The organism is Pseudomonas sp. PWP3-1b2, from assembly GCF_049896045.1.
GTDB lineage: Bacteria > Pseudomonadota > Gammaproteobacteria > Pseudomonadales > Pseudomonadaceae > Aquipseudomonas > Aquipseudomonas antarctica_B.
In genome coordinates this window covers 45,706-69,713 of sequence record NZ_JAFCTN010000026.1, presented here as the reverse complement: position 1 = coordinate 69,713, position 24,008 = coordinate 45,706, and the positions used below count along the sequence as shown (strand labels likewise).

19 protein-coding genes are annotated in these 24,008 nt (G+C 61.2%); 7 read left to right on the top strand and 12 right to left on the bottom strand.

The annotated features are described in order from the left end of the window. Positions 1 to 54: 54 nt before the first annotated feature. A complete protein-coding gene (locus ACP7A2_RS17560; RefSeq protein ID WP_426135242.1) occupies positions 55 to 1,992 on the bottom strand; it encodes a bifunctional 5-dehydro-2-deoxygluconokinase/5-dehydro-2-deoxyphosphogluconate aldolase in 1,938 nt (645 codons plus the stop codon). A 284-nt stretch (positions 1,993 to 2,276) separates the two neighbouring features. Between ACP7A2_RS17560 and ACP7A2_RS17555 the strand changes: the two genes are divergently transcribed. Continuing rightward, complete coding sequence (locus ACP7A2_RS17555) at positions 2,277 to 3,173, top strand: MurR/RpiR family transcriptional regulator (RefSeq protein WP_426135241.1); 897 nt, start codon at positions 2,277 to 2,279, stop codon at positions 3,171 to 3,173. A gap of 63 nt (positions 3,174 to 3,236) precedes the next feature. Here the strand turns inward: ACP7A2_RS17555 and ACP7A2_RS17550 are convergent, their stop codons facing one another. Beyond that, positions 3,237 to 4,658, bottom strand: a complete 1,422-nt coding sequence (locus tag ACP7A2_RS17550; protein WP_426135240.1) for a PLP-dependent aminotransferase family protein — start codon at positions 4,656 to 4,658, stop codon at positions 3,237 to 3,239. 92 nt (positions 4,659 to 4,750) lie between these two features. Here ACP7A2_RS17550 and ACP7A2_RS17545 point away from each other — a divergent pair, with 92 nt between their 5' ends. Beyond that, complete coding sequence (locus tag ACP7A2_RS17545) at positions 4,751 to 5,980, top strand: multidrug effflux MFS transporter (protein ID WP_426135239.1); 1,230 nt, start codon at positions 4,751 to 4,753, stop codon at positions 5,978 to 5,980. 153 nt (positions 5,981 to 6,133) lie between these two features. On the opposite strand, the gene ACP7A2_RS17540 is transcribed toward ACP7A2_RS17545, so the two are convergent. Continuing rightward, on the bottom strand, positions 6,134 to 7,039 hold the full coding sequence (locus ACP7A2_RS17540) for a hypothetical protein (RefSeq protein WP_426135238.1): 906 nt from the start codon (positions 7,037 to 7,039) through the stop codon (positions 6,134 to 6,136). 411 nt (positions 7,040 to 7,450) lie between these two features. Here ACP7A2_RS17540 and ACP7A2_RS17535 point away from each other — a divergent pair, with 411 nt between their 5' ends. Then, on the top strand, positions 7,451 to 8,134 hold the full coding sequence (locus ACP7A2_RS17535; protein WP_010564812.1) for a response regulator transcription factor: 684 nt from the start codon (positions 7,451 to 7,453) through the stop codon (positions 8,132 to 8,134). Next, on the top strand, positions 8,112 to 9,503 hold the full coding sequence (locus ACP7A2_RS17530; protein WP_426135237.1) for a sensor histidine kinase: 1,392 nt from the start codon (positions 8,112 to 8,114) through the stop codon (positions 9,501 to 9,503). Before ACP7A2_RS17535 ends, ACP7A2_RS17530 begins: the two co-directional genes overlap by 23 nt. Before the next feature lie 136 nt (positions 9,504 to 9,639). Here ACP7A2_RS17530 and ACP7A2_RS17525 read toward each other — a convergent pair whose 3' ends face one another. The 3 genes from ACP7A2_RS17525 to ACP7A2_RS17515 are packed head-to-tail and all read right to left on the bottom strand — an operon-like array spanning position 9,640 to position 11,899. Continuing rightward, positions 9,640 to 10,050 (bottom strand): SRPBCC family protein, encoded by a 411-nt coding sequence (locus ACP7A2_RS17525; RefSeq protein WP_426135236.1) that lies wholly within the window; start codon positions 10,048 to 10,050, stop codon positions 9,640 to 9,642. Between the two features lie 29 nt (positions 10,051 to 10,079). Then, positions 10,080 to 10,877, bottom strand: coding sequence for an SDR family NAD(P)-dependent oxidoreductase (locus tag ACP7A2_RS17520; protein WP_426135235.1), 798 nt, complete (start codon positions 10,875 to 10,877; stop codon positions 10,080 to 10,082). A gap of 17 nt (positions 10,878 to 10,894) precedes the next feature. Further along, on the bottom strand, positions 10,895 to 11,899 hold the full coding sequence (locus ACP7A2_RS17515) for an aldo/keto reductase (RefSeq protein ID WP_426135234.1): 1,005 nt from the start codon (positions 11,897 to 11,899) through the stop codon (positions 10,895 to 10,897). A gap of 113 nt (positions 11,900 to 12,012) precedes the next feature. Here ACP7A2_RS17515 and ACP7A2_RS17510 point away from each other — a divergent pair, with 113 nt between their 5' ends. After that, on the top strand, positions 12,013 to 12,906 hold the full coding sequence (locus ACP7A2_RS17510; RefSeq protein WP_426135233.1) for a LysR substrate-binding domain-containing protein: 894 nt from the start codon (positions 12,013 to 12,015) through the stop codon (positions 12,904 to 12,906). Between the two features lie 118 nt (positions 12,907 to 13,024). Here the strand turns inward: ACP7A2_RS17510 and ACP7A2_RS17505 are convergent, their stop codons facing one another. The 3 genes from ACP7A2_RS17505 to ACP7A2_RS17495 are packed head-to-tail and all read right to left on the bottom strand — an operon-like array spanning position 13,025 to position 16,788. Continuing rightward, positions 13,025 to 14,320, bottom strand: a complete 1,296-nt coding sequence (locus tag ACP7A2_RS17505; protein ID WP_426135232.1) for an NAD(P)/FAD-dependent oxidoreductase — start codon at positions 14,318 to 14,320, stop codon at positions 13,025 to 13,027. After that, complete coding sequence (locus ACP7A2_RS17500; RefSeq protein ID WP_426135231.1) at positions 14,317 to 15,405, bottom strand: polyamine ABC transporter substrate-binding protein; 1,089 nt, start codon at positions 15,403 to 15,405, stop codon at positions 14,317 to 14,319. The genes ACP7A2_RS17505 and ACP7A2_RS17500 overlap by 4 nt, the downstream gene beginning before the upstream one ends. A 24-nt stretch (positions 15,406 to 15,429) precedes the next feature. Further along, on the bottom strand, positions 15,430 to 16,788 hold the full coding sequence (locus ACP7A2_RS17495; RefSeq protein WP_426135230.1) for a glutamine synthetase family protein: 1,359 nt from the start codon (positions 16,786 to 16,788) through the stop codon (positions 15,430 to 15,432). A gap of 139 nt (positions 16,789 to 16,927) precedes the next feature. Between ACP7A2_RS17495 and ACP7A2_RS17490 the strand changes: the two genes are divergently transcribed. Together ACP7A2_RS17490 and ACP7A2_RS17485 are read left to right on the top strand one after the other, a co-directional pair. Beyond that, positions 16,928 to 17,824 carry a helix-turn-helix domain-containing protein gene (locus tag ACP7A2_RS17490; RefSeq protein ID WP_426135229.1) on the top strand — a complete coding sequence of 299 codons (897 nt, stop codon included), beginning with the start codon at positions 16,928 to 16,930 and terminating at the stop codon, positions 17,822 to 17,824. A 145-nt stretch (positions 17,825 to 17,969) separates the two neighbouring features. After that, positions 17,970 to 20,120, top strand: coding sequence for a TonB-dependent siderophore receptor (locus ACP7A2_RS17485; RefSeq protein WP_426135228.1), 2,151 nt, complete (start codon positions 17,970 to 17,972; stop codon positions 20,118 to 20,120). Positions 20,121 to 20,183: 63 nt separating this feature from the next. Here ACP7A2_RS17485 and ACP7A2_RS17480 read toward each other — a convergent pair whose 3' ends face one another. From ACP7A2_RS17480 to ACP7A2_RS17470, 3 genes are all read right to left on the bottom strand, one after another. Continuing rightward, the gene (locus ACP7A2_RS17480; protein WP_426135227.1) at positions 20,184 to 21,629 is read right to left on the bottom strand and encodes a mechanosensitive ion channel domain-containing protein; all 1,446 of its coding nucleotides are present in this window, start codon (positions 21,627 to 21,629) and stop codon (positions 20,184 to 20,186) included. A gap of 167 nt (positions 21,630 to 21,796) precedes the next feature. Further along, a complete protein-coding gene (locus ACP7A2_RS17475) occupies positions 21,797 to 22,663 on the bottom strand; it encodes a pirin family protein (protein WP_426135226.1) in 867 nt (288 codons plus the stop codon). 76 nt (positions 22,664 to 22,739) lie between these two features. Next, complete coding sequence (locus ACP7A2_RS17470) at positions 22,740 to 23,945, bottom strand: multidrug effflux MFS transporter (protein ID WP_426135225.1); 1,206 nt, start codon at positions 23,943 to 23,945, stop codon at positions 22,740 to 22,742. Positions 23,946 to 24,008 lie beyond the last annotated feature (63 nt).

Below are 24,008 nucleotides of genomic sequence, written 5' to 3'. Positions count from 1 at the left end.
TCGCGAGCAAGCCCGCTCCCACATTCGATTGCATTCCACATTCAAGAAGCGGGTTTAGGTTCGGGAACTTCGCCAGGCATTGATCAGTTGCTCGAACGTCGCCTGCACTTGCTGAATCAACACCTCATCATCAATCTCCCCCGCCATCCACAAACGGCTCGGTTCCTGGAAGATCGTGCGGCCGACGGCAAAGCCGCGGCATGTGCTGCTCTGGCTGGCTTGCCTGAAGCCGTCGGCGAGGCATTCGGCCGAGGCGTTCAGGCCCAGCAGCACCACGCCACGGCAGTACGGGTCGCGCTCCTGAATCAGTTCGTCGAGCTTTTTCCAGTCCTCGGCCGACTGCGCCTCGATCTTCCACCACGCCGGGTAGATACCCAGGTTGTACAGGCGCTTGAGGCTGCGATAGAGCACATCCGGGTAAGTGGATGGGTGATCCTTGGGCGGGATGACTTCGAGCAGCAATTCATGGCCGCTGACCAGTGACGCTTCATACACCGCCTTGAGTTGCGCTTCCTGTTCCAGGCGCAGCATCGGTTCGTCGTCCGGGTGGTATTGCACCAGGCACTTGATGATCTGCTCTTGAGGCCAGGCGATCAGGTTGCTGCCAATCGAGCGACCGTGTTCAAACGCCAGCGGGCGCGAGTTCTGCACTTCCACCGGGCGCGCGATCCACCAGCCACGACCGCTGGCGGCGTTAAGCGCGTCCTGGCCGAAGCGTTGGTCGGCCAGCAGGCCCACGTCGGCTTCGACGCCCTGCTCGGCCAGCTTCGTTTCCACACGTTCGATGGCCTGGATAAACAGCTGCTTGATGTCGCTGATGCGGGTCGGGTCCTGGCCGCCTTTTTGCGCCAGGTCCACCAACTGCCACCGGTGATCGAACGCAAACACAAACAGCTGCTTCCAGGATTTGCGCGGCACCGTGACGCGGTGCAGGCGTTGCAGGGTCACGTCCTGGTCAGGCCGGGTAATCGGCACCGGGCTGTTGAACAGGTAATCCAGTTCGGCCGGGGTCGGCATGGCCGGGGCGCAGGCGTGACGGGAAACAACGAGGCCACCGCAGGCGTTGGCCAACTGGCTGCAACGCTCATCGCTGGCGTCGTTGATCCAGCCACTGAGAAAGCCCGACATAAAGGCATCGCCGGCGCCGAGCACGTTAAGCACTTCAACCCGCACGCCGGGGTAAATTGCACCGTCGTCCAGACGCGCAGGAATTGCGCCGTGGATCACTGTGCAGCCCTGGGGGCCGAGCTTGACCACCAACGTGGCCGGGGTCAGTTCACGCACGGTGCGCAATGCGGTGAGCAGATCCTCACTGCCGCCGGCGATCAAAAATTCTTCTTCGGTGCCGACGATCAAGTCAAAGCGCGGCAGGATTTTCTGCACATGCGCGCTGACGGTCTGGTCGGCGACAAAACGGGTTTCGCCGTCAGCCTTGCCCGCCAGGCCCCACAGCACGGGGCGGTAGTCGATATCCAGCACGCGCTTGACGTTGTGCCTGGCGGCATAGTCCAGCGCCTGAATGCTCGCCTTGTACACGCCGTCAGTGGAGAAATGCGTGCCGGTGATCAGCAGCGCCTTGCTGGAGGCAATGAATGCCTCGCTGATGTCTTCGGCGCGCAGGGCCATGTCGGCGCAGTTCTCGCGGTAGAACACCAGAGGGAAGGTTTCGCGGTCCTTGAGGCCGAGCAGCACCAGGGCGGTGAGGCGCTCCGGGTCGACCTTGATGCCGCTGACATCGCAGCCTTCGCGGGCCAGGGATTCGAGCAGAAAGCGGCCCATATGGTCGTCCCCTACCCGGCTCAGCATCGCCGACTTGAGCCCCAGCCTTGCAGTGCCGAAGGCAATATTGGCGGAGGACCCACCGAGGTACTTGGCAAAGCTGGACACATCCTCAAGCCGCGCACCGACTTGCTGTGCATAGAGGTCGACGCCCAGGCGCCCGAGGCAAATCAGATCCAATTGACGCCCACTGGCAAAACGAGTCTGGCCCATGCTGGCTCCTGTTATTTTTATCAGCCTGCGTTGTGCCGCCGTGGCGACGGCAAACGCTCTTGGTGAAGCCAGACTAGAACGTTCAGCGACGCCAATCAATATTTATTCCATAATTATTTTTAGTGGAATATTTTTTCCAATAAGCACACACAAAGGCTCTGCCCCGAGCGTGCATCGTTTCAGCAGGCCATGTGCGCTGTGATGCCGGGGTATTTTTTTGCGCCTACGCTGTAGACTTGCGCCAACTATCAGCGCACCAGAAGAACAAGCCAGAAGGATTGCCCATGCCCGAGACCCCTTCAGAAGACGCTCTCGCCAGCCCCCCGCTCAATGCAGAGCGCCTGTTGCAGCTGATCACCGACGAATACGAAAGCCTGCCGCGCCAGCTCAAACGCATCGCCAGCTACATGAGCCAGCAGAGCGACCGGATCATGGTCGACCGCATCAGCGACATCGCCCGCGAGTGCGAAGTGCACCCGTCGGCCATCGTGCGGTTTTCCCAGCGTTTCGGCTTCAGTGGTTTCAGCGAGATGCAGGCGCTGTTTCGCGAGGCCTACACCCACAAAACCACGCCGGTGCAAAACTACCAGCAGCGCATTCGCAGCATGATCGCCAACAAGTCGCAGAAAGCCAGCGGCGGCGACCTGGCGCGCGAGTGCGTGAATGCCACGCTGTCGGGCATCGAGCGGCTGGGGTTGGAACTGGATGATGTGGCGTTCGAGAAGGCGGTGGATCTGGTCGTGAATGCCGACAACATCTATGTCGTCGGGGTTCGCCGTTCCTTCGCGGTGGCGGATTACCTGGTCTACAACCTGCAACATACCAACAAGCGTATTCACCTGATCTCAGGCCTGGGCGGCAACTACCGCGAGCAGATGCGCAGCGTGCGCGCGAACGATTTGGTGATTGCGATCAGCTTTACGCCGTATGGCAAAGAGACCCAACACTGCCTGCGCATTGCGCAGCATCACCAGGCTAAAACGCTGATCATCACAGACAGCAACCTGTCGCCCCTGGCCAAGCGGGCGAACGCGGTGTTGTTGGTCAATGAAGGGTCGTCGTTTGCGTTTCGCTCGTTGAGTGCGACGTTGTGCCTGTGCCAGGCGCTGTTTATTGCCGTGGCGTATCGGTTGGAATTGAAGGTGGATGAGATTCATGAGCAGGTTGGGTTTGATGACTGACCCTGCTGCCCTCAACATTCGCTGTGGGAGCTGGGCAAGGCTCAGCGCTCGACCCAGCAGGGGTTAAGCCGCTATTAACAATTGTGTGAGTATTCGGCCGTGATAGCGGATCTGCGCGAGGGTCAACGCGGTGTAGCCGATAATCACCGCCGGCGGCAAACGTGCCTCCCGGCAGAAAGTGCCCAGCGGCTGCAATGTCAGCCCGACCGCAGCGGCGCGGGTGCAGAAATCCGCTTCTTCGACACCTGAAGGCAACCACAGCACACAGTGCAGCCCGGCTTGCTGACCGCTGACCGTGCAGCCTGGCGGCAGACAATCGAGCAAGGCGTCGCGTCGCGCCTGATAGGCCTGGCGCGAGGCACGCAGGTGGCGCACAAACGCCCCGCTGCGCATGAATTCGAGCAGGCCCAATTGATCCGTGGCGCCTACCGAATGCCCCGTGAGTTGCAAGGTTCGCAGCAACGTCGGACGCAGCGCCCTGGGCACCACCATGAATCCCACGCGCAAGCCGGGAAACAGGTTTTTGTTGAAGCTGCCGCAGTAGATAACCCGGTCGGCGCCATCCAGGGATTTAAGCGCGGCCAGCGGCGCGCTGTTGTAGTTGTACTCGCTGTCGTAATCGTCCTCGATCACCCACGCGTCGGCGCGTGCGGCCCAGTCCAGCAGAGCAAGGCGACGCGACACCGACAGGGTCATGCCCAGCGGCGCCTGATGCGCGGGCGTGACGTAGGCCAGGCGCGCAGTGTCGGGGAGCCTGGCGGTATCCAGCCCTTCATCGGTGACCGCAATGGCCTGAACCTGCGCGCCTGCCAGGCTGAACAGGCGTCGCGCCGGTTTATAGCCGGGGTCTTCAACGCAGACCGTGTCGCCGGGTTTGAGCAGCGTTCGGGCGATCAGGTCGAGGGCATGCCGAATGCCGGTGGTGACAATCACCTCATCGGCCTCGCATCGCATGCCGCGATAGCTGCGCAGGTAGTCGGCGATTTGTTCGCGCAACGCTGGCAACCCGGCGGTGTGCGCGGCTTCCAACACCCCAGGCCCCGCCGAAAGCAGGCCTCGGGAGATACACCGCGCCCAGCTTTTGAGGTCAAACAAACTCGCGTCCGGGCGCCGCGCCACAAACGGTACGTGGCTTTGCACGCCAGCCTCCGGCTGATCGGCGACGACCTCACGGCGCGCAGCCCCACTCGGCGCCGGGGCCGCAATAAACTGCTCGGGAATCACCGCGCACACCCGTGTGCCGGAGCCTGCCACCCGCTGCACATAACCTTCGATATGCAGGCGCTCGAACGCCGCTTCCAGCGTACCTCGGGACACCAGCCAGCGTTCGGCCAGGCTGCGCGTAGACGGCAATCGACTGCCCGCCGGTAATTGCCGGCTCAGGATCGCCCCGCGCAAGGCCTCGTACGCGCCCTGCTGCTTGCCCGCGTCCAGTGCATCCGGGCGCGGCAGGTCGAGTGCATTTGCAGCTTTTCCTCGGCTCATAGTGGTCCATTCATCCCTGGCATAAGTGGCTCACAGGATTAAACCACAACGCCGGTAGAGTTCGGGCTCTACCCTTTGCGAAGAAGCTCCCCATGACTCAACGCGCCCTCTCCACCGGGTTCTGGCTGGCCCTGCTGACCGTGCTGATCGCCTTGCCGCGCATCACCCTGGACCTGCACCTGCCGGCCCTGCCCGCCATGGCTGATTATTTTCACACCCGCGACAGCCAGCTCCAGCTGGTGCTCACGCTTTACACCCTGGGCTCGGCGATCTCCTTGCTGGTCAGCGGCCCGTTGACCGACCGTTTCGGCCGCCGGCCGGTGTTGCTGGTCGGGCTGTTCCTGTATGTGCTGGCGACCGTGACCTGCGCCCTTGCCGACAGCCTAGGCGTGCTGATCGTCGCTCGCCTGTTCCAGGCCCTTGGCGGTTGCTGCACCACCGTGATCGGCCGCGTGATCGTGCGCGATTATTTCGACCGCGCGGAACAGGCGCGCCTGCTCGGCCTGATCTCCATGGCCATGGCCATATCGCCCATGGCTGCACCGGTGCTGGGTAGCCTGATGCTGCCCTTTATCGACTGGCGTGGATTATTTGTGGTGCTCGGCGTGATCGGCGCGGTGCTGTACCTGGTGGTCTATCGCCGCCTCCCGGAAACCCGCCCGCTTGAAGTGGCCGGCGCACCACCGGCCAACCTGCTGCGCCTCTACGGCCAACTACTGCGCGACCGTTACTTCCTGCGCTACGCCTTGGCAATCGGCTGCGTATACAGCACCTATTTCCCGTTTATCAGCGAGTCATCGGCGCTGCTGCAGCGCGGCTTTCACCTGTCTGCCACGGCGTATGCGCTGGTATTTGCCGCGACCATCAGCGGCTACATACTCGGCGCCAATCTGTTTCGGCGCCTGGTGCTGCGGTTTGAAGCCGACCGCCTGATCAACGCCGGCATCGGCCTGAACGTGCTGGGCAGCCTGATGCTCGCCCTCGCAACCACGGCGTTGCCGCAGCACTGGCTGGCAATTGTGCTGCCGATGGTGGTGATCATGGTGTCGGTGGGGATGGTGATTCCGGCGTGCCAACTGTCGGTGTTGCAGCCGTACGGGGCGATTGCCGGAACAGCGTCGGGCTTGTTCTTTTTTATCCAGATGTTCCTGACGGCGGTTAGCAGTTGGGTGACCGGGCTGTTGTCCGACGGCACTTCTCAACCGTTGGTCATCATGACCTGCGTCGCCAGCGCCCTGCTGGTCACAGGCTGGCTGACCCTGCACAAAAACAAAAGTGGGAGCGGGCTTGCTCGCGAAAGCGCAGTGTCAACCCGCTCATGATCAGCTGGTAGACCGCCTTCGCGGGCAAGCCCGCTCCCACAGGGGAACGAGCCTGGCTCAGTTTTAGTGCATGAAAATCGCGATCAGGATGATGAGCGGGATTGGCACACCGAGGAACCACAGAAGTAATGAGCGCATGAGGGTCTTCCTTAATTAACGAACAAAGTTTTCAGTTTCGACATACACCACAGCATCCCGACGGCGACCGCCAAAGGTGGCTGCGAAGCTGGCGAAGAACGCACCGATCAACAGCGACACAAAGGTCCACAGCGACGCATAAGCAGCGGCTTTTGCAGCAGCATCAGCGGCTTGCTTGGCTTTGACCTTGGCATCTTCAATCGCTTTACGGGCATCGCCGTACACTTTTTCTATACGCGCTTCAGCGTCAGCCTGGCTGAGGTTGGTGCGCTGGCTGATCAACTGGGCCAGGTAAGTACGGTCTTCTGGAGCCAGTTGGCCGTCGTTGCTCAGGGTACGGGTGAAGATGCGTGCAACAACACCGTGAACGGCGTCATCACTGACGGCGGCTGGGCGATCATCGCGAAACAGGCTGTCAACGTAGTAGTCGAAGTCGCCGCTGTTGGCGCCTTTGGCTGCACCGCCGGCTGCTTGAGTCAGGCCACTGGCGGCGCCCGAAGCAACGCTGGCACCGGCTTTCACGCCGCCGCTGACGACACTGCTGACCGAACCGACCACCAGTACAGCGGTGACCAGGGTGGCAACTGCCCAGGCCAGGAAGCCGTGAGCGGTGTCGCGAAAGTACACCTCATCGCCGTGCATGTTGGCCCATTTGACGCGCAGGCGGCCGGCGATGTAGCCGCCCAGGCCCGATGCGATGATCTGGGTAAATGCCAGCCAGACGATCGTGGAAATGCCAAGGCCCTTGGCGCTGATACCGCTGTCGGCCCACGGCGACACCGCCGAAAAGCCCAGGCCGAAGCCCAGCAATACCAGAATCAGGGAGAGTGCCGCCGCCGCAGCGGCCCCGGCGAAAATCGCCCCCCAGGAAACCCCGGAGACGGCGCTCGACTCTTGCAGTGTGGATGAGGATGTGATCATTGTTGTTTAGCTCCCGGCAGGAAAAATGGTGTTACAAGTCTCAAAAGGGACAGTGCAGGCACCATGCCAGTCGTCGAAAAAATTAATTGCCTTTGGTTTCAACAACTTAGATAAATTGAACTTACATGAACCATGCAACTTGCAAGAATCGACAGTTTCAAGCGGGCGTTATGCATTCCCTGCTTGAACACGGCACCTGTGGGAGCTGGCTCGCCTGCGATAGCGGTGTGTCAGGCTATTAATGTGCGATTGGTACACCGCTATCACAGGCAAGCCAGCTCCCACAGAGGTGAGCAGCGCTCATGAAATTTGTGTCAGTTTTGCCAACATGAAGTTTAATTTAGGAAGCGTTCAGGTATTTCTTGGCAAAATACCCGCACTTCTAGTGTGAATCGCTCACCAGGTAATCCTATGACCCGTATTTTGACCATCGAGGATGACGCCGTAACGGCCCGCGAGATCGTCGCTGAGCTGAGTAGCCATGGACTGGACGTAGATTGGGTGGACAACGGCCGCGAAGGCCTGGTCCGCGCTGTGAGTGGTGATTACGATCTGATCACCCTCGACCGCATGCTGCCGGAGCTGGATGGCCTCGCCATCGTCACCACCTTGCGCACCATCGGGGTTTCGACGCCTATCCTGATGATCAGCGCCCTCTCCGATGTCGACGAACGGGTTCGCGGCCTGCGTGCCGGCGGCGATGATTACCTGACCAAGCCGTTCGCCTCCGACGAAATGGCTGCCCGTGTCGAAGTGCTGCTGCGCCGCAAAAGCACGGTCAAAGAGTTCGAAACCGCCCTGCGCGTGGCGGATTTGGAACTCAACCTGATCAGCCGCGAAGCCAGCCGTGCCGACCAGCCGCTGAGCCTGCTGCCCACCGAATACAAATTGCTCGAATTCCTGATGCGCAACACCGGGCAGATCCTCTCGCGGATGATGATCTTCGAGGAAGTCTGGGGCTATCACTTCGACCCGGGCACCAACCTGATCGACGTGCACATTGGTCGCTTGCGCAAGAAGATCGACCCACCGGGCCTGACGCCGCTGATTCGCACGGTACGAGGTTCCGGCTATGTCATTGCTGAACCCCTCTAAGGGTTGGCGCTCTTCCAGCAGCCGTTTGCTGGCGCTGTACAGTTCACTGTTCGTGGCCTGGAGCTGCATCCTCATGGGGGTGCTGTATTACGAAGTGTCCGGGTACCTGGGCGATTTGTCGCGTCACTCCCTGATGCAGCGCCAGCACCTGTTTCAACGTTTTGACGGCGAAGAACTGGTGGAAGCCCTGACCACCAGCATGACCTTCGACATGAAGGGCGTGGACGCCTATGGCCTGTTCGACGAGCAATTTCGCCCCCTGAGCGGGCCGATCCGTGCCGTGCCGCCAGACCTGCCGCTGGACGGCAAGATCCACGCACTGGCCAACTGCGTCGATTCCGACGACCCCAAACTGCCCAAAGACAGCTGCGACGCCGTGGCTACCCACACCGAAGACGGTCGCTGGCTGGTACTGGTGCGCGCCAACGGTTCGCTGTTCGGCGTGACCCGCATCATCTGGCATGCGCTGTTGTGGGCGCTGTCCCTGACGATCATTCCGGGTGCTGCCGGCTGGCATCTGTTACGCCGACGCCCCTTGCGCAGGATTCGTGGCATCCAGGCCAGCGCCGAGGCCATCGTCGCCGGCGACCTGACGCACCGCTTGCCGCTGTCCAACCGGCGTGACGAGCTGGACATGCTCGCGGCCATCGTCAACGCGATGCTCGACCGTATTGAAAAGCTGATGAACGAGGTCAAGGGCGTGTGCGACAACATCGCCCACGACCTGCGCACCCCGCTCACGCGCCTGCGCGCGCAGTTGTATCGCATCAAGCAGCAAGCCGAGGAAGACTCCGCCCACGCGGTCAAACTCGACGATGCAATCGCTGAAACCGACACCCTGATGGCGCGTTTTCGCGGGTTATTGCGGATTTCGGAACTGGAAGACCACCAGCGTCGCTCCGGCTTCCTGGTGATGGACCCGTTGCCGCTGCTGCGTGAACTGCATGACTTCTACCTGCCCCTGGCCGAAGAAGGCGAGCTGCAACTGGTGCTGGACGTGCCGGAGTCGCTGCCGTGGATCACCGGTGACCGGGCGCTGTTGTTTGAAGCCCTGGCCAACCTGCTGAGCAACTCGATCAAGTTCTCCCCGGCGGGCGGTGAAGTGATCCTGCGTGCAGTGAATGACGCCGGCGTTACACGCATCGAAGTGCATGACTCGGGGCCGGGTATTCCGACGGCCGAACGGGATGCGGTGTTCCAGCGCTTTTATCGCGTGGACGAAAGCGACCAGCAAGGCGGGTTCGGGCTGGGCTTGTCGATCGTGGCGGCGATTATCAACTTGCACGGGTTCAAGCTGGAAGTCGGTTCCAGCCTCAGCGGCGGTGCGTGTTTGGTGCTGGAATGCCGTCAGCAATTGATGCCCGAATAACCCTGAGAGCCCAAACACCACAAAACCCTGTGGGAGCTGGCTTGCCTGCGATAGCGGTAGTCCAGGCAATAAACAGTTTGCCTGATACACCGCCATCGCAGGCAAGCCAGCTCCCACATTGGACTCGCTGCGGCTGTTAGAAATTAGCCCGCAACGCCTCAAGCCCACCGCTGTATACGCCGGTAAACAACTCCTCGACCTCTGCATCCGTGGTCCCCGCTGCCGGGGTAAACACGCCGGACCAGGTCACTTTTGCCGACGATTCCGTCAACGCCTCAACCTTCAACGTTGCCAGGTAGGCACTCACCGGAAACGGCGAGTGCTCGATGGAGTAGCTGTAGGTGCGCGCCACGTTTTCAAAGCTTTGCAGCCGCTCGACCACCACGCCGCCATCTTCCGTTTCCAGATGACGCACGCGCCCGCCGTCGCTTGCTTCGCTCTTGACGATAAACGCCAGCCAGTCCGGCAGCGAGTTAAAGCCACCAACCAATTGCCAGACCTGATCCGCCGATACCGGGATTTCGATTACTGAAGATGCTGTTGCCACAATAAATACTCCTGACAATAAAAAAGAATTCAGATAGCCATGCTGTCGACAACACCACCGTCGACCCGCAACGCGGCACCGGTGGTGGCAGACGACAGGGGTGAAGCAATGTACGCCACCAGGTTGGCGACTTCATCCACATTGGCCGCCCGCTGGATGATCGACGTAGGCCGCGCATTGCGCACAAACACATCGGCCTCCTCCCGCGCACTACGCCCGGACTTGGCCGTGGCGTCTTTGAGCATCTGCTCCAGGCCGTCGGTAAAGGTCGGCCCCGGCAGTATGGCGTTGACTGTCACGCCAGTGCCCGCCAGGCGCTTGGCCAGGCCATGGGACACTGCCAGGTTGGCGCTTTTGGTCACGCCATAGTTGATCATGTCCGCTGGCGTTGCCACGCCGGATTCCGAGGACACGAAGATCACCCGGCCCCAGCCCTGCTCAACCATGCCCGGCACGTAATGGCGCGACAGGCGCACGCCGGAAATCACATTGACCTCGTAGAAGCGCGCCCACTCACTGTCCGGCGCGTCGAAAAAATCCACGTCGTTGAAGATGCCCAGGTTGTTGACCAGGATGTCGGCGCGCGGTTCGGCGGCAAACAGTTTCTCTGCGCCTTCTGCCGTGCCAAGATCTGCCACCAGGCCGCGCAAGTCAGCACCGGGCACCGCCTGACGAATGCTCGCCAACGCCTCGTCGACCTTGCTCGCTTCACGCCCGATCACCACCACCGTGGCGCCGGATTGTGCCAGGGCCAGGCTGATGCCCAGGCCGATGCCGGCGGTGCTGCCGCTGACGATGGCTACTTTGCCGCTTACATCAATTTTCATCGGTTGAACTCCTGAAGTTAAAGCGGCAGAGGTGCACGGTCCGAAATCAATCGGGCATCGCGCAGGGCCTGCCAGAAGGCCGCCGGAATCTTCTCTGACAACGCCGCGACGTCTTCGGCAATTCGCCCCGGACGACTGGCACCTGGAATCACCGCAGCCACGGCCGGATGTGCCAATGAAAACTGCAGCGCAGCGGCTTTGACGCTGACGCCGAAGGCCTGGGCAATTGCCTTGACCTGCTCGACCTTGTTGATGATCGCCGGGCTGGCTTTCTGGTATTCAAAATGCGCGCCGCCGGCCAAAACGCCTGAGCTGTAAGGGCCGCCGACGACGATCTCGACCTGTTGCGCTGCGGCTGCGTCCATCAAGCGTTGCAGGGCGCGGTCGTGGTCCAGCAGCGTGTAGCGGCCCGCCAGCAAGAAGCCGTCGGGCTGCGCTTCGGTCAGGTCCAGGGTCAGCTCGCACGGTTCAACGCGGTTCACGCCCAGGCCCCAGGCCTTGATCACGCCTTCTTCACGCAGGCGGGTCAGCACCTTGAACGCGCCGGTACGCGCCTGGTTGAAATAGTCCAGCCACTGGTCGCCGTAGAAGTCCTGGGCGATGTCGTGAATCCACACGATGTCCAGCCGATCGGTTTGCAGGCGTTGCAGGCTGTCTTCGATGGAGCGCAACGTGGCGTCGGCGCTGTAGTCGTTAACCATTTTGTTCGGACGGCCGTGTTCAAACACGCCGCTTTTTTCGCCGAGGTCGCGGGCGCTGGCTTCGACTTCATCGAGGATCAACCGGCCGACTTTGGTGCTGAGCACGAAGTCGTCGCGGTTGTACTGCGACAGGGCCTGGCCCAGACGGATTTCAGACAGGCCCGAGCCGTAGAACGGCGCGGTGTCGAAGTAGCGCACGCCAGCGTTCCAGGCCGCCTCTACGGTGGCCTGCGCCTCTTCTTCAGGAATGGCGCGGAACATGTTGCCCAGTGGCGCGGTGCCGAAGCCCAGAACGCCCGGCAATTTGTCTTTCAAGCTCATGGTGGATCCTCAATCGGGTTCGAGGTCGCTGTGACCGTTGAGCAGATCGTAGATTGCATAGATCGGACCGTCCAAGACATACTGCGACCAACTTGAGTCCCTGCAGGTCTTACATGATTGATCTACGCCAGCTGCGCTATTTCGAAGTGGTCGCAGAAGAAGAACACGTTGGCCGGGCGGCTGAACGCCTGCACATCTCCCAGTCGCCCCTGAGCCGGCAGATTGCCCAGCTTGAGGAGCGACTGGGGCTGACCCTGTTCGAACGCAGCCAGCAACGGATTCGCCTGACCCGCGACGGGCAGACGTTCCTGGCGGAGACCAAGGCGCTGCTGACCCACGCCAATCGCCTGGAGTCGTTGGGTAAACGTCTGGGGCGGGGTGAAGAAGGCGGCTTGTGCATCGGCTATATCGAAAACGCCATGCATGCAGGCGTGTTGCCCAATGCACTGCGCGTACTGCGAGACGACCGGCCGACGGTGCATATCAAGCTGTATAACCTGCCTTCGCTGGAGCAGCTGGAAGGCTTGCGCCAGCGAAGCCTGGACGTTGCGTTGGTGGGGGAGCCACCGGCTTTTGATGACCCGGATTTGACCGCATTGCAGGTGCTGGATGATCCGATGTTATTGGCCCTGCCCGAGCATCATCCCCTGGCGAGCCAGAGCAAACTGCTGCCCGACCATTTGGCGGACCAGCAATGGATTGGCGTGCAGCGCAAACCCGGCGCCAGCCCGGCGGATGACTTTGTTGCGGCGTGCATTCGTGCGGGCTTTACGCCGCAGATTCCGATGGAGGCCAGTGAGCCGTTTACTGCGCTGGGCCTGGTCGCCTCCGGGCTGGGCGTGGCCATGGTGCAAAAAGGCTTGAGCCGCAATGCACCGCCCGGCGTGGTGTTGCGCGAACTGCCATGGCTGACCTACACCACCCCGCTGTGGGCGGCATGGCATCGCATCAACCTGCGCCCGCTGGTCGAAACCTTCCGCAAGGTACTCACCGAACCCAAGGGCTGATGAAGTTCAAAATGTGGGAGCGGGCTTGCTCGCGAATGCGCAGTGTCAGTCAATGCATTGGGTGACTGATACACCGCTATCGCGGGCAAGCCCGCTCCCACAGCTGGATTAAGGTGGGTCAGCCAACCATTTCTCGCAGCCGATACCAGAGCATCCCCAGCGCCAGCAATGGCGAGCGCAATGCCTTGCCGCCGGGGAAGGTCATGTGCGGCACCTGGCTGAAGATATCCAGGCCTGTGCTGTGACCGGCATGAATGCCTTCGGCCAGCAGCGTTGCGCACCAGTGCGTCACGTTGAGCCCATGACCGGAATAGCCCTGCGCATAAAACACGTTCGGGTACTGGCTCAGTCGCCCCACCTGAGGGAATCGATTGGCGGTGATACCAATCTTGCCGCCCCACTGAAACTCGATGGCGGTATGAGCCAACTGCGGGAAAACCTTGAGCAGCTTCGGCTGCATATACGCAGCAATGTCCACCGGATCACGCCCCGAATAATGGCAGGCGCCGCCAAACAATACGCGACGATCAGCCGAAAGCCGGTAGTAATCCAGCCCGACTTTCTGGTCACACAGCGCCAGGTTTTGCGGGATCAATTGGTGGGCCATTTCCTCTGACAACGGCTCAGTGGCGATGATGTAGCTGCCCGCCGGAAGTACCTTGCCGCTCAACCGGGGCTCCAGCTCTTCAAGGTGCGCATTGCACGCCAGCACCAGATTTGCGGCGCGCACCGTGCCACCCGCGCAGCGCACCTGAACGGTGTCGCCGTGAATCAACTCCAGCACGTCGGTCTGCTCAAAAATCTGCACCCCGAGGGACTCGGCGAGCTGTGCTTCCCCCAGCACCAGATTCAGCGGGTGCAGATGCCCCGAGCCCATGTCCACCAAACCACCGGCATACAGCGTCGAACCCACGACCTGCTGCATGTCCCTGGCCTCAACCAGCCGAGTTTCATGGGCATACCCCATGGCCGCCAGGCTCTCCTGCTCGCCCTTGAACGCCGCAAACTGCGCCGGGGTATTCGCCAGTTCGCAAAAGCCCCAGCGCAGATCGCAGTCGATGCCGTGTTCGCGAATCCGTTCGCCCACCAACGCCACCGACTCAATCCCGGCCCGTTCCAGGTAACGCACGCCCTCCTCGCCCACGTATCTGGCAAAGCCCGACACGTCGTGGCCGATACCGCGAATCAACTGCCCGCCATTTCGCCCACTGGCGCCCCAGCCAATGCGCCGGGCCTCCAGCAGGATCACCGAGAGCCCGCGCTGGGCCAGTTCGATGGCGGTGTTGACGCCGGTGAACCCGCCGCCGATCACACACACATCGGCCGTCAGGTTTGCGCCCAATGGCGGGCGCTCCGGCATGGCATTGGCCGAGGCCCGGTAATAGGACCGGGCGTGGTCAGTTGATTGAATCATTTGTTGGTCTTCACTTTGCTCCAGGCGCGGGTCATCAGGCGCATGGTCGCCGGGGTCGGCGTGGTGGAAATATAGAGTTTGTCGAGCACTTCCTGGGGCGGGTACACCTCAGGATTGTTCACCAGTTCAGGCGCCATGAACGGCTTGGCGGCCGGGTTGGCGTTGGCATAACCGACCGACGCGCTGACCTTGGCGATAACCTGCGGGTCGAGCAAATAGTTGATAAAGGCGTGGGCCTCTTTCGTGTTGCTCGCGTCGGCGGGAATGGCCAGCAGGTCGAACCACAAATTGGAGCCTTCCTTCGGGATCGAATAAGCGATGTTCACGCCGTTCTTGGCTTCCTTGGCACGGTTGGCGGCCTGGAACACGTCGCCGGAATAACCGAACGCCACACAGATATCACCGTTGGCCAGGTCCGAAATGTACTTGGATGAATGGAAATACGTGATGTACGGGCGCAGCGTCAGCAGCTTGGCTTCGGCCTGTTTGTAATCTTCAGGATTCTCGCTGCGCGGGTCCTTGCCCATGTAGTTGAGAATCGCCGGGAACAGTTCATCCGCCGAATCGAGGAACGCTACGCCGCACTCGTGCAGCTTCTTGATGTTCTCCGGTTCGAACAGCACCGCCCACGAATCGATATGGTCGATGCCAAGCACTTGCTTGACCTTGTCGACGTTATAGCCGATGCCGTTAGTGCCCCACAGGTACGGCACCGAGTGCGCATTGCCCGGGTCGTTTTTCTCCAGCAGCTTGAGCAGCTTGGGGTCGAGGTTCTTGAAGTTCGGCAACTGCGAGCGGTCGAGCGTGAGGAACGCGCCGGCCTTTACCTGGCGTGCCAGGAAGTGGTTGGACGGCACCACCACGTCATAGCCGGTGCGGCCCGCCAGCAACTTGCCCTCCAGGGTTTCGTTGGAGTCGAACACGTCATAGATCACTTTAATCCCGGTCTTGGCCTGAAAATCGGCCAGGGTGGTCTCGCCGATATAGTCAGTCCAGTTGTAGACGCTGACGGTCTGCGCGGCGTGGCTGGTGCTGCTGAACGCTGCAACGAGCGCCAGCGGGAGAAGCTTTTTCACAAGACGCATATCGACACCCCTTTATTGGTTTTTTTAGACGCTCAACAGCAGGAACTCACGCTCCCAGGAACTGATCACTCGCTTGAAATTCTCGTGCTCGGCGCGTTTGACCGCGACGTAGCCGCGCACAAACTTGTCGCCCAGGTAATGCTTGACCGTGTCGCAATCCTCCATGCGCGCCAGCGCATCTTCGAGGGTGAACGGCAGGCGCAGGTTGCGGCGTTCGTAGGCGCGGCCTTCCACCGGGGCGCCAGGGTCGATCTGTTCGATCATCCCCAGGTAACCACACAGCAGACTAGCCGCAATTGCCAGGTACGGATTGGCGTCGGCGCCCGGCAGGCGGTTTTCCACGCGCATCGCATCAGGGCTGGAAGTGGGCACGCGCAGGCCGACGGTGCGGTTTTCTTCGCCCCACTCGACGTTGACCGGCGCCGAGGTGTCCGGCAGAAAGCGGCGGAACGAGTTCACGTTCGGCGCAAACATCGGCAGCAGCTTGGGGATGTACTTTTGCAAGCCGCCGATGTGGTGCAAAAACAGCTGGCTCATCTTGCCGTCCGCGTCGACAAACACCGGTTTGCCGGTGGCAATGTCGACCACGCTCTGGTGCAGGTGCATGGCGCTGCCCGGCTCGTCGGCCACCGGCTTGGCCATGAAGGTCGCGGCCACGTTGTGCTTGAGCGCGGCTTCGCGCAGGGTGCGTTTGAATACGGTGATCTGGTCGGCCAGGTCCAGCGCGTCGCCGTGGCGGAAGTTGATTTCCATCTGCGCCGGGCCGTCTTCGTGGATCAGCGTATCGAGGTCCAGGCCCTGGAGTTCGCACCAGTCATAGACGTCTTCAAATAGCGGGTCGAATTCGTTGGCGGCGTCGATGGAAAACGATTGGCGGCCGGTTTCGGCGCGACCGGAGCGGCCCACCGGGGTTTTCAACGGCAGGTCCGGGTCTTCGCAACGCTGGGTCAGGTAGAACTCCATTTCCGGCGCGACAATCGGCTGCCAGCCCTTGTCGGTGTAGAGCTGCAGAACTTTCTTCAAGATGTTGCGGGGCGACAACTCGATGGGGTTGCCCTGTTTGTCGAAGGTGTCGTGGATCACAATCGCAGTCGGCTCGATGGCCCATGGCACCACGTAGGTGGCGTTGGACACCGGGCGGCAGATCATGTCGATGTCGGCAGGGTCGAGCAGGTCATAGTAGATATCGTCGTCGACAAAGTCCCCGGTCACCGTTTGCAGCAACACACTTTCCGGCAGGCGCATGCCTCGCTCATGCAGGAACTTGTTGGTGGGTGCAATCTTGCCGCGTGCGATGCCAGTCAAATCACTGATCACGCATTCGACTTCGGTAATCTTGTGTTCTTTCAGCCAGGCGTGCAGCTGATCGAAGGGGACGTTCATAAGGACCTCGTCATGGGTTGGGTGCATGCGCCGGCTTGTACTCCCTGCGCATTGAGGTCTATCTTGGGCCAGCCGTCAGCCGGCATCTATCCACTTTGCACCCACTACAACGCACCAAAAGAGTGCGCCCAGGCTTCTCATGACACAGGCAAACGCTTTGCGCGTACAGGCCTTCACCACCGGTGATGTGGCCGCTCAATGCAGTGCGACACCCGGTTGGGTGCAGCAATACCAACAGATGTCTGCGGGGCGTTTCGCCGGGCAGATCCGTTACCTCGACCTGCAAGGTGTCGAGGTTTACGAAGAGTGCATGAACACCCGTGTGGAACAGCATTTCAATGCGCCCACCGGGTCATTGGCGTTCTGTTTTGACGGCAGCGACAACGCGCTGTACGTGCTCAATGGCGAAAGCCGCAACACCTGGATCACCCCGGAAAACTACCGCGAAGTGGCGGTGGTCTTCGGCCCGCAATTTGTGCAGCGCCACGGCCTGGAGGTGGCGAAACTTGAAGGGCTGTTCCTCGCGCCGCTGACGTGCCAGCAGAACGCACTGTTCACCCGCTGGCTCAGTGGGACGTTGACGCGCTTGTCCACGGTGATCGACCCCATCAGCCGCGACGCCCTCACCCAGCAACTGCTGGATGACTGCCTGTTTATCCTCGACAACGCCTGCGTGTGCCTGGACCGCAGTTCCTTGCAGCGCCGTGGTGCTGAGCGCCTACTGATGGCGCGCATCGGCGAATGGGCGGCGGATGCGCCGGATGAGACCGTCAACCTGCTGGAATTGGCGCAGATCGCCGGCGTGCCGTTGCGCCAGTTGCAGCAAGGCTTCAAGACCTACACCGGGATGAGCCCGGCGCAGTGGCTGCGGTTGCGCCGGTTGAACGGCGCGCGGCGGGAGTTGTTGAGTGGCGCCGACACCACCGTGGCTGAGGTGGCGATGAATTGGTCGTTTTGGCATTTGGGGCGGTTTTCCAATAGCTATCGGGCGCTGTTCAAAGAGTTGCCCAGCGAAACCCTCAAACACTCCTGCTGAAATGCGATTCACTGTGGGAGCTGGCTTGCCTGCTCCCACATTTGATGCTGCGCCGTGATAGATCCCTTCTCCATGGCTTGTAAAACCCTGCCGATATGCCTAGCTTATGCGCCCTTCCCGCCCTGCGCTCTAAGGCCTTGCCCCCATGGTTTTGCGTTTTCGCTCGTTCCCACCTTCACGTTTCGCCCTCGGCCTGCTGCTCAGCGGTGGCATCGGCAATAGCTTCGCGGCTGAAATAGAACTGCCTGCGGTGAAGGTTCAGGGCCAGGACGAGTCCGGCTATCGCACTGACACCGCCTCGGTCGGCGGTTTCAATGAAGCCCCGCTGCTCGACACGCCGGCCTCAATCACCGTGATCAACGCGGCCATGATCAAGGACCAGCAAGCGCGCCTGCTCAGCGACGTGCTGCGCAACGACGCCTCGGTCGGCGACAGCTACGCACCCATCGGCTACTACGAAAACTTCGTGGTGCGCGGCTTCTCACTGAACGCGGCGAGCAGCTACAAAATCAACGGGCGCACCATCACCGGCGAGCAGAACGTTGCCCTGGAAAACAAACAGCAGGTCGAAGTGCTCAAGGGCCTGGCCGGTTTGCAAAGCGGGATCTCCGAGCCCAGCGGCGTGATCAACTACGTGACCAAGCGCCCGGAGGATGTGCGCTCGGTCACGGTGTCCACCGATGATCGCGGCAGCGGCTATATCGCCACGGATGTCGGCGGCTGGTTCGGCAGCGAGCAGCAGTTCGGCGTGCGCGCCAACGTCGCCCATGAAGACCTCAATTCCTATGTGGAACACGCCGATGGCCAGCGCGACTTCCTGTCCCTGGCATTCGACTGGAACATCAGCCCGGATGCGGTGTTGCAGCTGGATGCGGAATACCAGAACAAGCAGCAGCGCTCGGTGCCGGGGTATCAGTTGCTGGGCGGCACCGAAGTGCCGCATGACCCATCGCCGAAAAAACTGTTGGGGCATCAAAGCGGCTCGCATCAGGTTGGCATTGACTCGTTGAACTTGAACGGCAAGTTTGAGTACCGTTTCAGCGATCAGTGGAAAGGCAGTGTCAGCGCGGCGCGCAGCAAAGTGGTGATTGACGATTACAGCTCGTTCGCTTGGGGCTGTTACTACGTGGGCACCTGCAACGCCAACACCTTCAGCCCGGAAGGTGACTACGACATCTACGACTACCGCAGCCCCGATGACACGCGCCGTGACGACGAAGTGCAGGCGGCCATGACCGGGCTGTTCGACACCCCAGGACTGGGCCATGAACTGACCTTCGGCACCAGCGCGTTTCGCCGGGTGATCGACAAGCGCGATGCCGTGAACGAGTACATCGGCAGCGGCACTATCAACGAAGACGCGCCAACATTTGCCCCAACCGACAAACCGCTGAACGACAGCCATCGAAACCTCGACAGCCGCCAGTACGGGGTGTTTGTCACTGACCGTATCAGCTTCAATGAGCAGTGGCAGACCCTCATCGGCGGCCGCGAAGTGCGCCTGGATGAGCAGGCTTTTGACAAAAACGGCACTGAGACGCGCCACACCCAGCAATACGTGTTCCTGCCCCAAGCTTCATTGATCTACAAACCCGTGGAAAACGTGTCGCTGTACACCAGTTACAGCAAGGGTTTGTCCCTGGGCGGCACCGCGCCGTGGTTCGCCGCCAACTCAAGCGAAACACTGGCGCCGACCGTGTCTCGGCAAATTGAAGCCGGCGTGAAATACGACTGGCGCCGCATCAGCTTCGCCGCGGCCGTGTTCCAGACGCGTCAGGCTTATCAATACGCCAAGCCGGACGGCACTGGCGCGTTCACCTATGTGCAACAGGGCGAACAGAAAAATACCGGGCTGGAACTCTCCGCCAACGGCTGGGCGACCGAGCGCCTGCAAATTGCAACCAGCGTCGCAGCAATTCGCGCGCGCGTGGCGGGCAGTGGCACGCCGGATTACGAAGGCCATCAGGCGATCAATGTGCCAACACTTCGCGCCAGTGTGTACGCCGATTACGCGCTGCCATGGGTGAACGGTTTGGCCGTGCTGGGCGGTGTGCAATACAGCGCCAAAAAGTACGCCAATCGCACCGGCAATGTGGAGGTGGGAGACTACGCAGTGGTCAATGTCGGCAGCCGTTACACCACTAAAGTCGACGGTTATGAGACGGTATTTCGCCTGAGCGTCGACAACCTGTTCGACAAGCGCTACTGGCGCGACGCAGGCGAATACATGGGCGATGACTACCTGTTCCAGGGCGCGCCGTTGACGGCGCGCTTGAGTGCGACGGTGAATTTCTAAGGCTTACATCGGCATCTCAGGCGCCCCGTCCGGCCACGGGGCAGAACGCAGCGACAGATCGTTTTACAACCCTCTGTCCCTCAACCACTGAATAAAGCCCTTCTTGACCGGCACCACCGGCGCATCCTGCGTCAACGCCTGCGCCGCATGCACCCTGAAATCCAGCAATGCCTTCATGGCCTCACTGATGTCATGCCGCGCATCCAGACAAGGCTTCAAATACTCCTTCTCAATGCGATACAACGTACAGAACGTCTTCGCCGTAAAGTCGGCCAATGTCGCCTGATCAGACAAAACCCCCGCCTCGCCAATCACCTCTCCCGGCCCCATCCGCCCGGCCTCGAACTTGTGACCGCCCTTGATCAACATCACAGACACCACACCGGATTCCACAATGAACAAATGATCACTGACCTCCCCCGCCGGCAAGATCATCTCCCCGGTACGGTAAGTGTGCAGCGTCATGTTCTGGCTGAACGTCTCCTTCTCCTCCTGACGCAACGTCGAGAAAATCGACGAGCGCTCCAAAAGCGCCCGAGCGCCGGACATCACCGGCGGCGTACTGCTTTCGGTCGCAGACAACAACCCCACACCCGCCGCCTGCAAGTGCCGAAAAGCCAAATCATAAAGCTGATTGCGCACTTCGCGTTTCAGCGCCATGGCGGGCACAAACCCACTGATCTCATAGTCCACGCCACCACTGACGGACGTCTTGAACGCCACACTCGGCGCAGGGTTGGCCAACAGTGGCCGGCAGCCTTGCATCGCCCGCTCCAGCGCCTCGATCACCACCTGCGGGCGCGCATGGGGGCTGACTTGCACGCTCACCGCTAGCCCGAACATATCTGCCGGGCGCGAAAAGTTGATGATCTTGGCCTTGGCCGCCAGGGAATTGGGAATGACCGCCATGCTGCCCTGGGAGGTCTGCAACCGTGTGGCGCGCCAGTCGATATCAGTCACCCGGCCTTCGGTTCCATCAATCGAGATCCAGTCATCAATCTGGTACGGCTTGGTGGTGTTGAGCACGATCCCGGAAAACACGTCGCTGAGTGTGCTCTGCAACGCCAGGCCGACGATGATCGCCACGGCGCCCGAGGTAGCCAGTACGCCCTTGACCGGCAGGTCGAGCACGTAAGCCATGGCGGCGATGATCGCAACCAGGAAAATCATCGCGCCCACGATATCCTGCAGCAGCCGCCCGGTGTGGCCGACCCGCTGCATCATCAGCGTGCCGAGCAACACCGTGAGCGTGCGTGCAGCAAACAGCCACCAGCCGATCTGCAACGCAGTGGCCGCCAGGTGCAAGGCTGTGTTGCCGACATAGGGCGCGGCCTGCATGGGGTTCATGCCGTCGTTGAACAACACGGCGCTGAAGACCGCGAAGATCACCAGCCGCGCCGCAAGCTTCCAGTTCGCGAGGTCGGCGGAGATAAGGCGCCACACGGCGATGTCGATCAAGATCAGCACCATGGCGCAAAACATCGGGTGATCGGTGATAAATGAGGGCATCCAGGCGACTCCAGGGCGAATGCCCAGAAGATCGCATGAATTGATAACGCTGGAAAACAAAATGTGGGAGCTGGCTTGCCTGCGATGCAGACGCCTCGGTGTATCAGCCGCACCGAGGCGGTGCTATCGCAGGCAAGCCAGCTCCCACAAGGGTTTGCGCTGGGCTGTCAAGCCTGCATCTGGCCGAACCGACCCGACTGGAAGTCGGCAAACGCCTGGTGGATTTCCTGCTCGGTGTTCATCACGAACGGGCCGTGGCCGACGATGGGTTCGTCGATCGGTTCGCCGCTGAGCAGCAACACCTTGGCGTCCTCGCTGGCTTGCAGGGTGAGCCTGCTGCCATCACGCTCAAACAACGCAAGCTGCCCCTGGCGCGCCACTTCTTCGCCATTGATCAGCAGCGTGCCGCGCAGGATCACCAAAGCGGTATTGCGCCCGGCGTGCAGGTCGAGCGTCAGCGCTTTTGCGGCATTCAAGCGCAGGTCCCATACGTCGATGGGAGTGAAGGTGCGCGCAGGCCCGGACACTCCGGCGAATTCACCGGCAATCAGGCGCAATTGCCCGGCGTCATTTGCCAGTGGCAGCACCGGAATATCGCCATCAACGATGGTCTGGTAACCCGCGTCGGCCATTTTGTCCCTGGCCGGCAGGTTGACCCACAGTTGCACCATCTCCAGCGCACCGCCGCTGCGGGCAAAGGCTTCGGAGTGGAACTCTTCGTGGAGGATGCCCTTGGCCGCCGTCATCCATTGCACGTCGCCAGGACCGATTGTGCCGCCAGCGCCCGTGGAATCGCGGTGCTCGACCTCGCCGTCGTAGACGATGGTCACTGTTTCAAAGCCGCGATGCGGGTGTTGGCCGACGCCACGACGTTGGTCGGTCGGCGTGAAGTGCGCCGGGCCGGCGTGGTCCAGCAACAGGAATGGGCTGATGTGCTTTCCCATTGCGTCGTAGGAAAACAGCGTGCGCACCGGAAAGCCGTCGCCGACCCAATGGGCGCGGGGGCTGGTGTAGATGCCGATAAGCTTTTTCATGGTGTACCTCCAAAGTGCCTACACCATAAGCCCAGCTGCCGCTGTGCACTAGCCGGCAAAACCAGCCCGGATTGTTCTACGTGTAGGACAGTGCTTTCACCCGTCGCTCGCGAAGCAGATGGAACGCGACAAAGGCCGTGAGTGCAAAACACGCCTGGATGATGATCATCGGCGCGGCACTGCCATCCCGCAGATGGCTCAATAAAAGGCCGCTGCACGTTGCACCCAACATCTGCGAAAACCCCATCAGACCCGCTGCCAAACCCGCGCGGTGAGCATTGGGCATCACACCGCCGGTGACCGAACCGGGCAACACCAGGCCGCCGCCCAGGGTGACCAGCGCCACCGGGATATCCAGGCCCCATACAGACAGCCCAAACAGCTCATAAATCACCAAGGCTGAAACCCCGCCAACGGCCACCATCGTCACGCCAATCGCCACAATACGCTGGGGCCCCAGGCGCATGATGTTGCGCCGGGCATAGGTGGAACCGACGATGAGCATCGACACGATCAGGCCAAAATTGATGCCGTACTCCAGGCTGCTGAACCCCAACAGGTTGATAAATACCGCCGATGAACCGGCGATTACCGCGAACATTGCGCCGTAAGTGCAGGCCAACGCCACGGCATACGCGCGGTACTGGCGGCCTTTGAGCACATCCAGGTACTGGCCGCCAAGGGTGCGCCAGTGGCCGGCCTTGGGGTCGAGGTGGTGATTGCTTTCACGAAAGAACAGCAGCGCGATGACCAGCACTGCGCTGCCAATCAACAGCGCCAGAATGATCGGCGCGTGCCAGCCGAACAACTTGATCAGCAAACCGCCGACCATCGGCGCAACAACTATCGCGTAAAGCATGCCGATCATGGTCAGCGCCAGGGCCGGCCCCGCTTCGGCTTTCCATACGTCGCGCACCACGGTGCGCGCCAGCACCAACGCGGCGCAGGCGCCCAGGCCTTGCACCACGCGGGCGGCGATGAATTGGTGGATATCGCTGACCAGCAGCATCGCCAGGGTCGCCAGCACGTACAGCACCAGGCCGCCGATCAATACCGGGCGACGTCCAACGCGGTCCGACAGCGGCCCGAACAGCAGTTGGCCGAGGCCAAATGCGGCGACAAATGCCGACAGCGCCATCAACGCCGACCCCGGTTGCGCCCCCAGCACCTGCTCGATGATGCCCAGGCCGGGGATGAGCAATTGGGTCGACACCTCACCCAGCGCCGTGAGGGCGACCAATAAAAACAACAAGCTGCGTGAAGGTGCCGGGGCGTTTGCCATGAGGATTATCCGGGGCTGGATTAATTTATATTTCGACCATAATATGAGCAAAAAATTATGTCC

Bases quoted from the DNA above. Each gene is read 5' to 3' on its own strand.
- ACP7A2_RS17560 (WP_426135242.1), bottom strand. From the start codon at position 1,992: ATGGGCCAGACTCGTTTTGCCAGTGGGCGTCAATTGGATCTGATTTGC.
- ACP7A2_RS17555 (WP_426135241.1), top strand. From the start codon at position 2,277: ATGCCCGAGACCCCTTCAGAAGACGCTCTCGCCAGCCCCCCGCTCAAT.
- ACP7A2_RS17550 (WP_426135240.1), bottom strand. From the start codon at position 4,658: ATGAGCCGAGGAAAAGCTGCAAATGCACTCGACCTGCCGCGCCCGGAT.
- ACP7A2_RS17545 (WP_426135239.1), top strand. From the start codon at position 4,751: ATGACTCAACGCGCCCTCTCCACCGGGTTCTGGCTGGCCCTGCTGACC.
- ACP7A2_RS17540 (WP_426135238.1), bottom strand. From the start codon at position 7,039: ATGATCACATCCTCATCCACACTGCAAGAGTCGAGCGCCGTCTCCGGG.
- ACP7A2_RS17535 (WP_010564812.1), top strand. From the start codon at position 7,451: ATGACCCGTATTTTGACCATCGAGGATGACGCCGTAACGGCCCGCGAG.
- ACP7A2_RS17530 (WP_426135237.1), top strand. From the start codon at position 8,112: ATGTCATTGCTGAACCCCTCTAAGGGTTGGCGCTCTTCCAGCAGCCGT.
- ACP7A2_RS17520 (WP_426135235.1), bottom strand. From the start codon at position 10,877: ATGAAAATTGATGTAAGCGGCAAAGTAGCCATCGTCAGCGGCAGCACC.
- ACP7A2_RS17515 (WP_426135234.1), bottom strand. From the start codon at position 11,899: ATGAGCTTGAAAGACAAATTGCCGGGCGTTCTGGGCTTCGGCACCGCG.
- ACP7A2_RS17510 (WP_426135233.1), top strand. From the start codon at position 12,013: ATGATTGATCTACGCCAGCTGCGCTATTTCGAAGTGGTCGCAGAAGAA.
- ACP7A2_RS17505 (WP_426135232.1), bottom strand. From the start codon at position 14,320: ATGATTCAATCAACTGACCACGCCCGGTCCTATTACCGGGCCTCGGCC.
- ACP7A2_RS17500 (WP_426135231.1), bottom strand. From the start codon at position 15,405: ATGCGTCTTGTGAAAAAGCTTCTCCCGCTGGCGCTCGTTGCAGCGTTC.
- ACP7A2_RS17495 (WP_426135230.1), bottom strand. From the start codon at position 16,788: ATGAACGTCCCCTTCGATCAGCTGCACGCCTGGCTGAAAGAACACAAG.
- ACP7A2_RS17490 (WP_426135229.1), top strand. From the start codon at position 16,928: ATGACACAGGCAAACGCTTTGCGCGTACAGGCCTTCACCACCGGTGAT.
- ACP7A2_RS17485 (WP_426135228.1), top strand. From the start codon at position 17,970: ATGGTTTTGCGTTTTCGCTCGTTCCCACCTTCACGTTTCGCCCTCGGC.
- ACP7A2_RS17480 (WP_426135227.1), bottom strand. From the start codon at position 21,629: ATGCCCTCATTTATCACCGATCACCCGATGTTTTGCGCCATGGTGCTG.
- ACP7A2_RS17475 (WP_426135226.1), bottom strand. From the start codon at position 22,663: ATGAAAAAGCTTATCGGCATCTACACCAGCCCCCGCGCCCATTGGGTC.
- ACP7A2_RS17470 (WP_426135225.1), bottom strand. From the start codon at position 23,945: ATGGCAAACGCCCCGGCACCTTCACGCAGCTTGTTGTTTTTATTGGTC.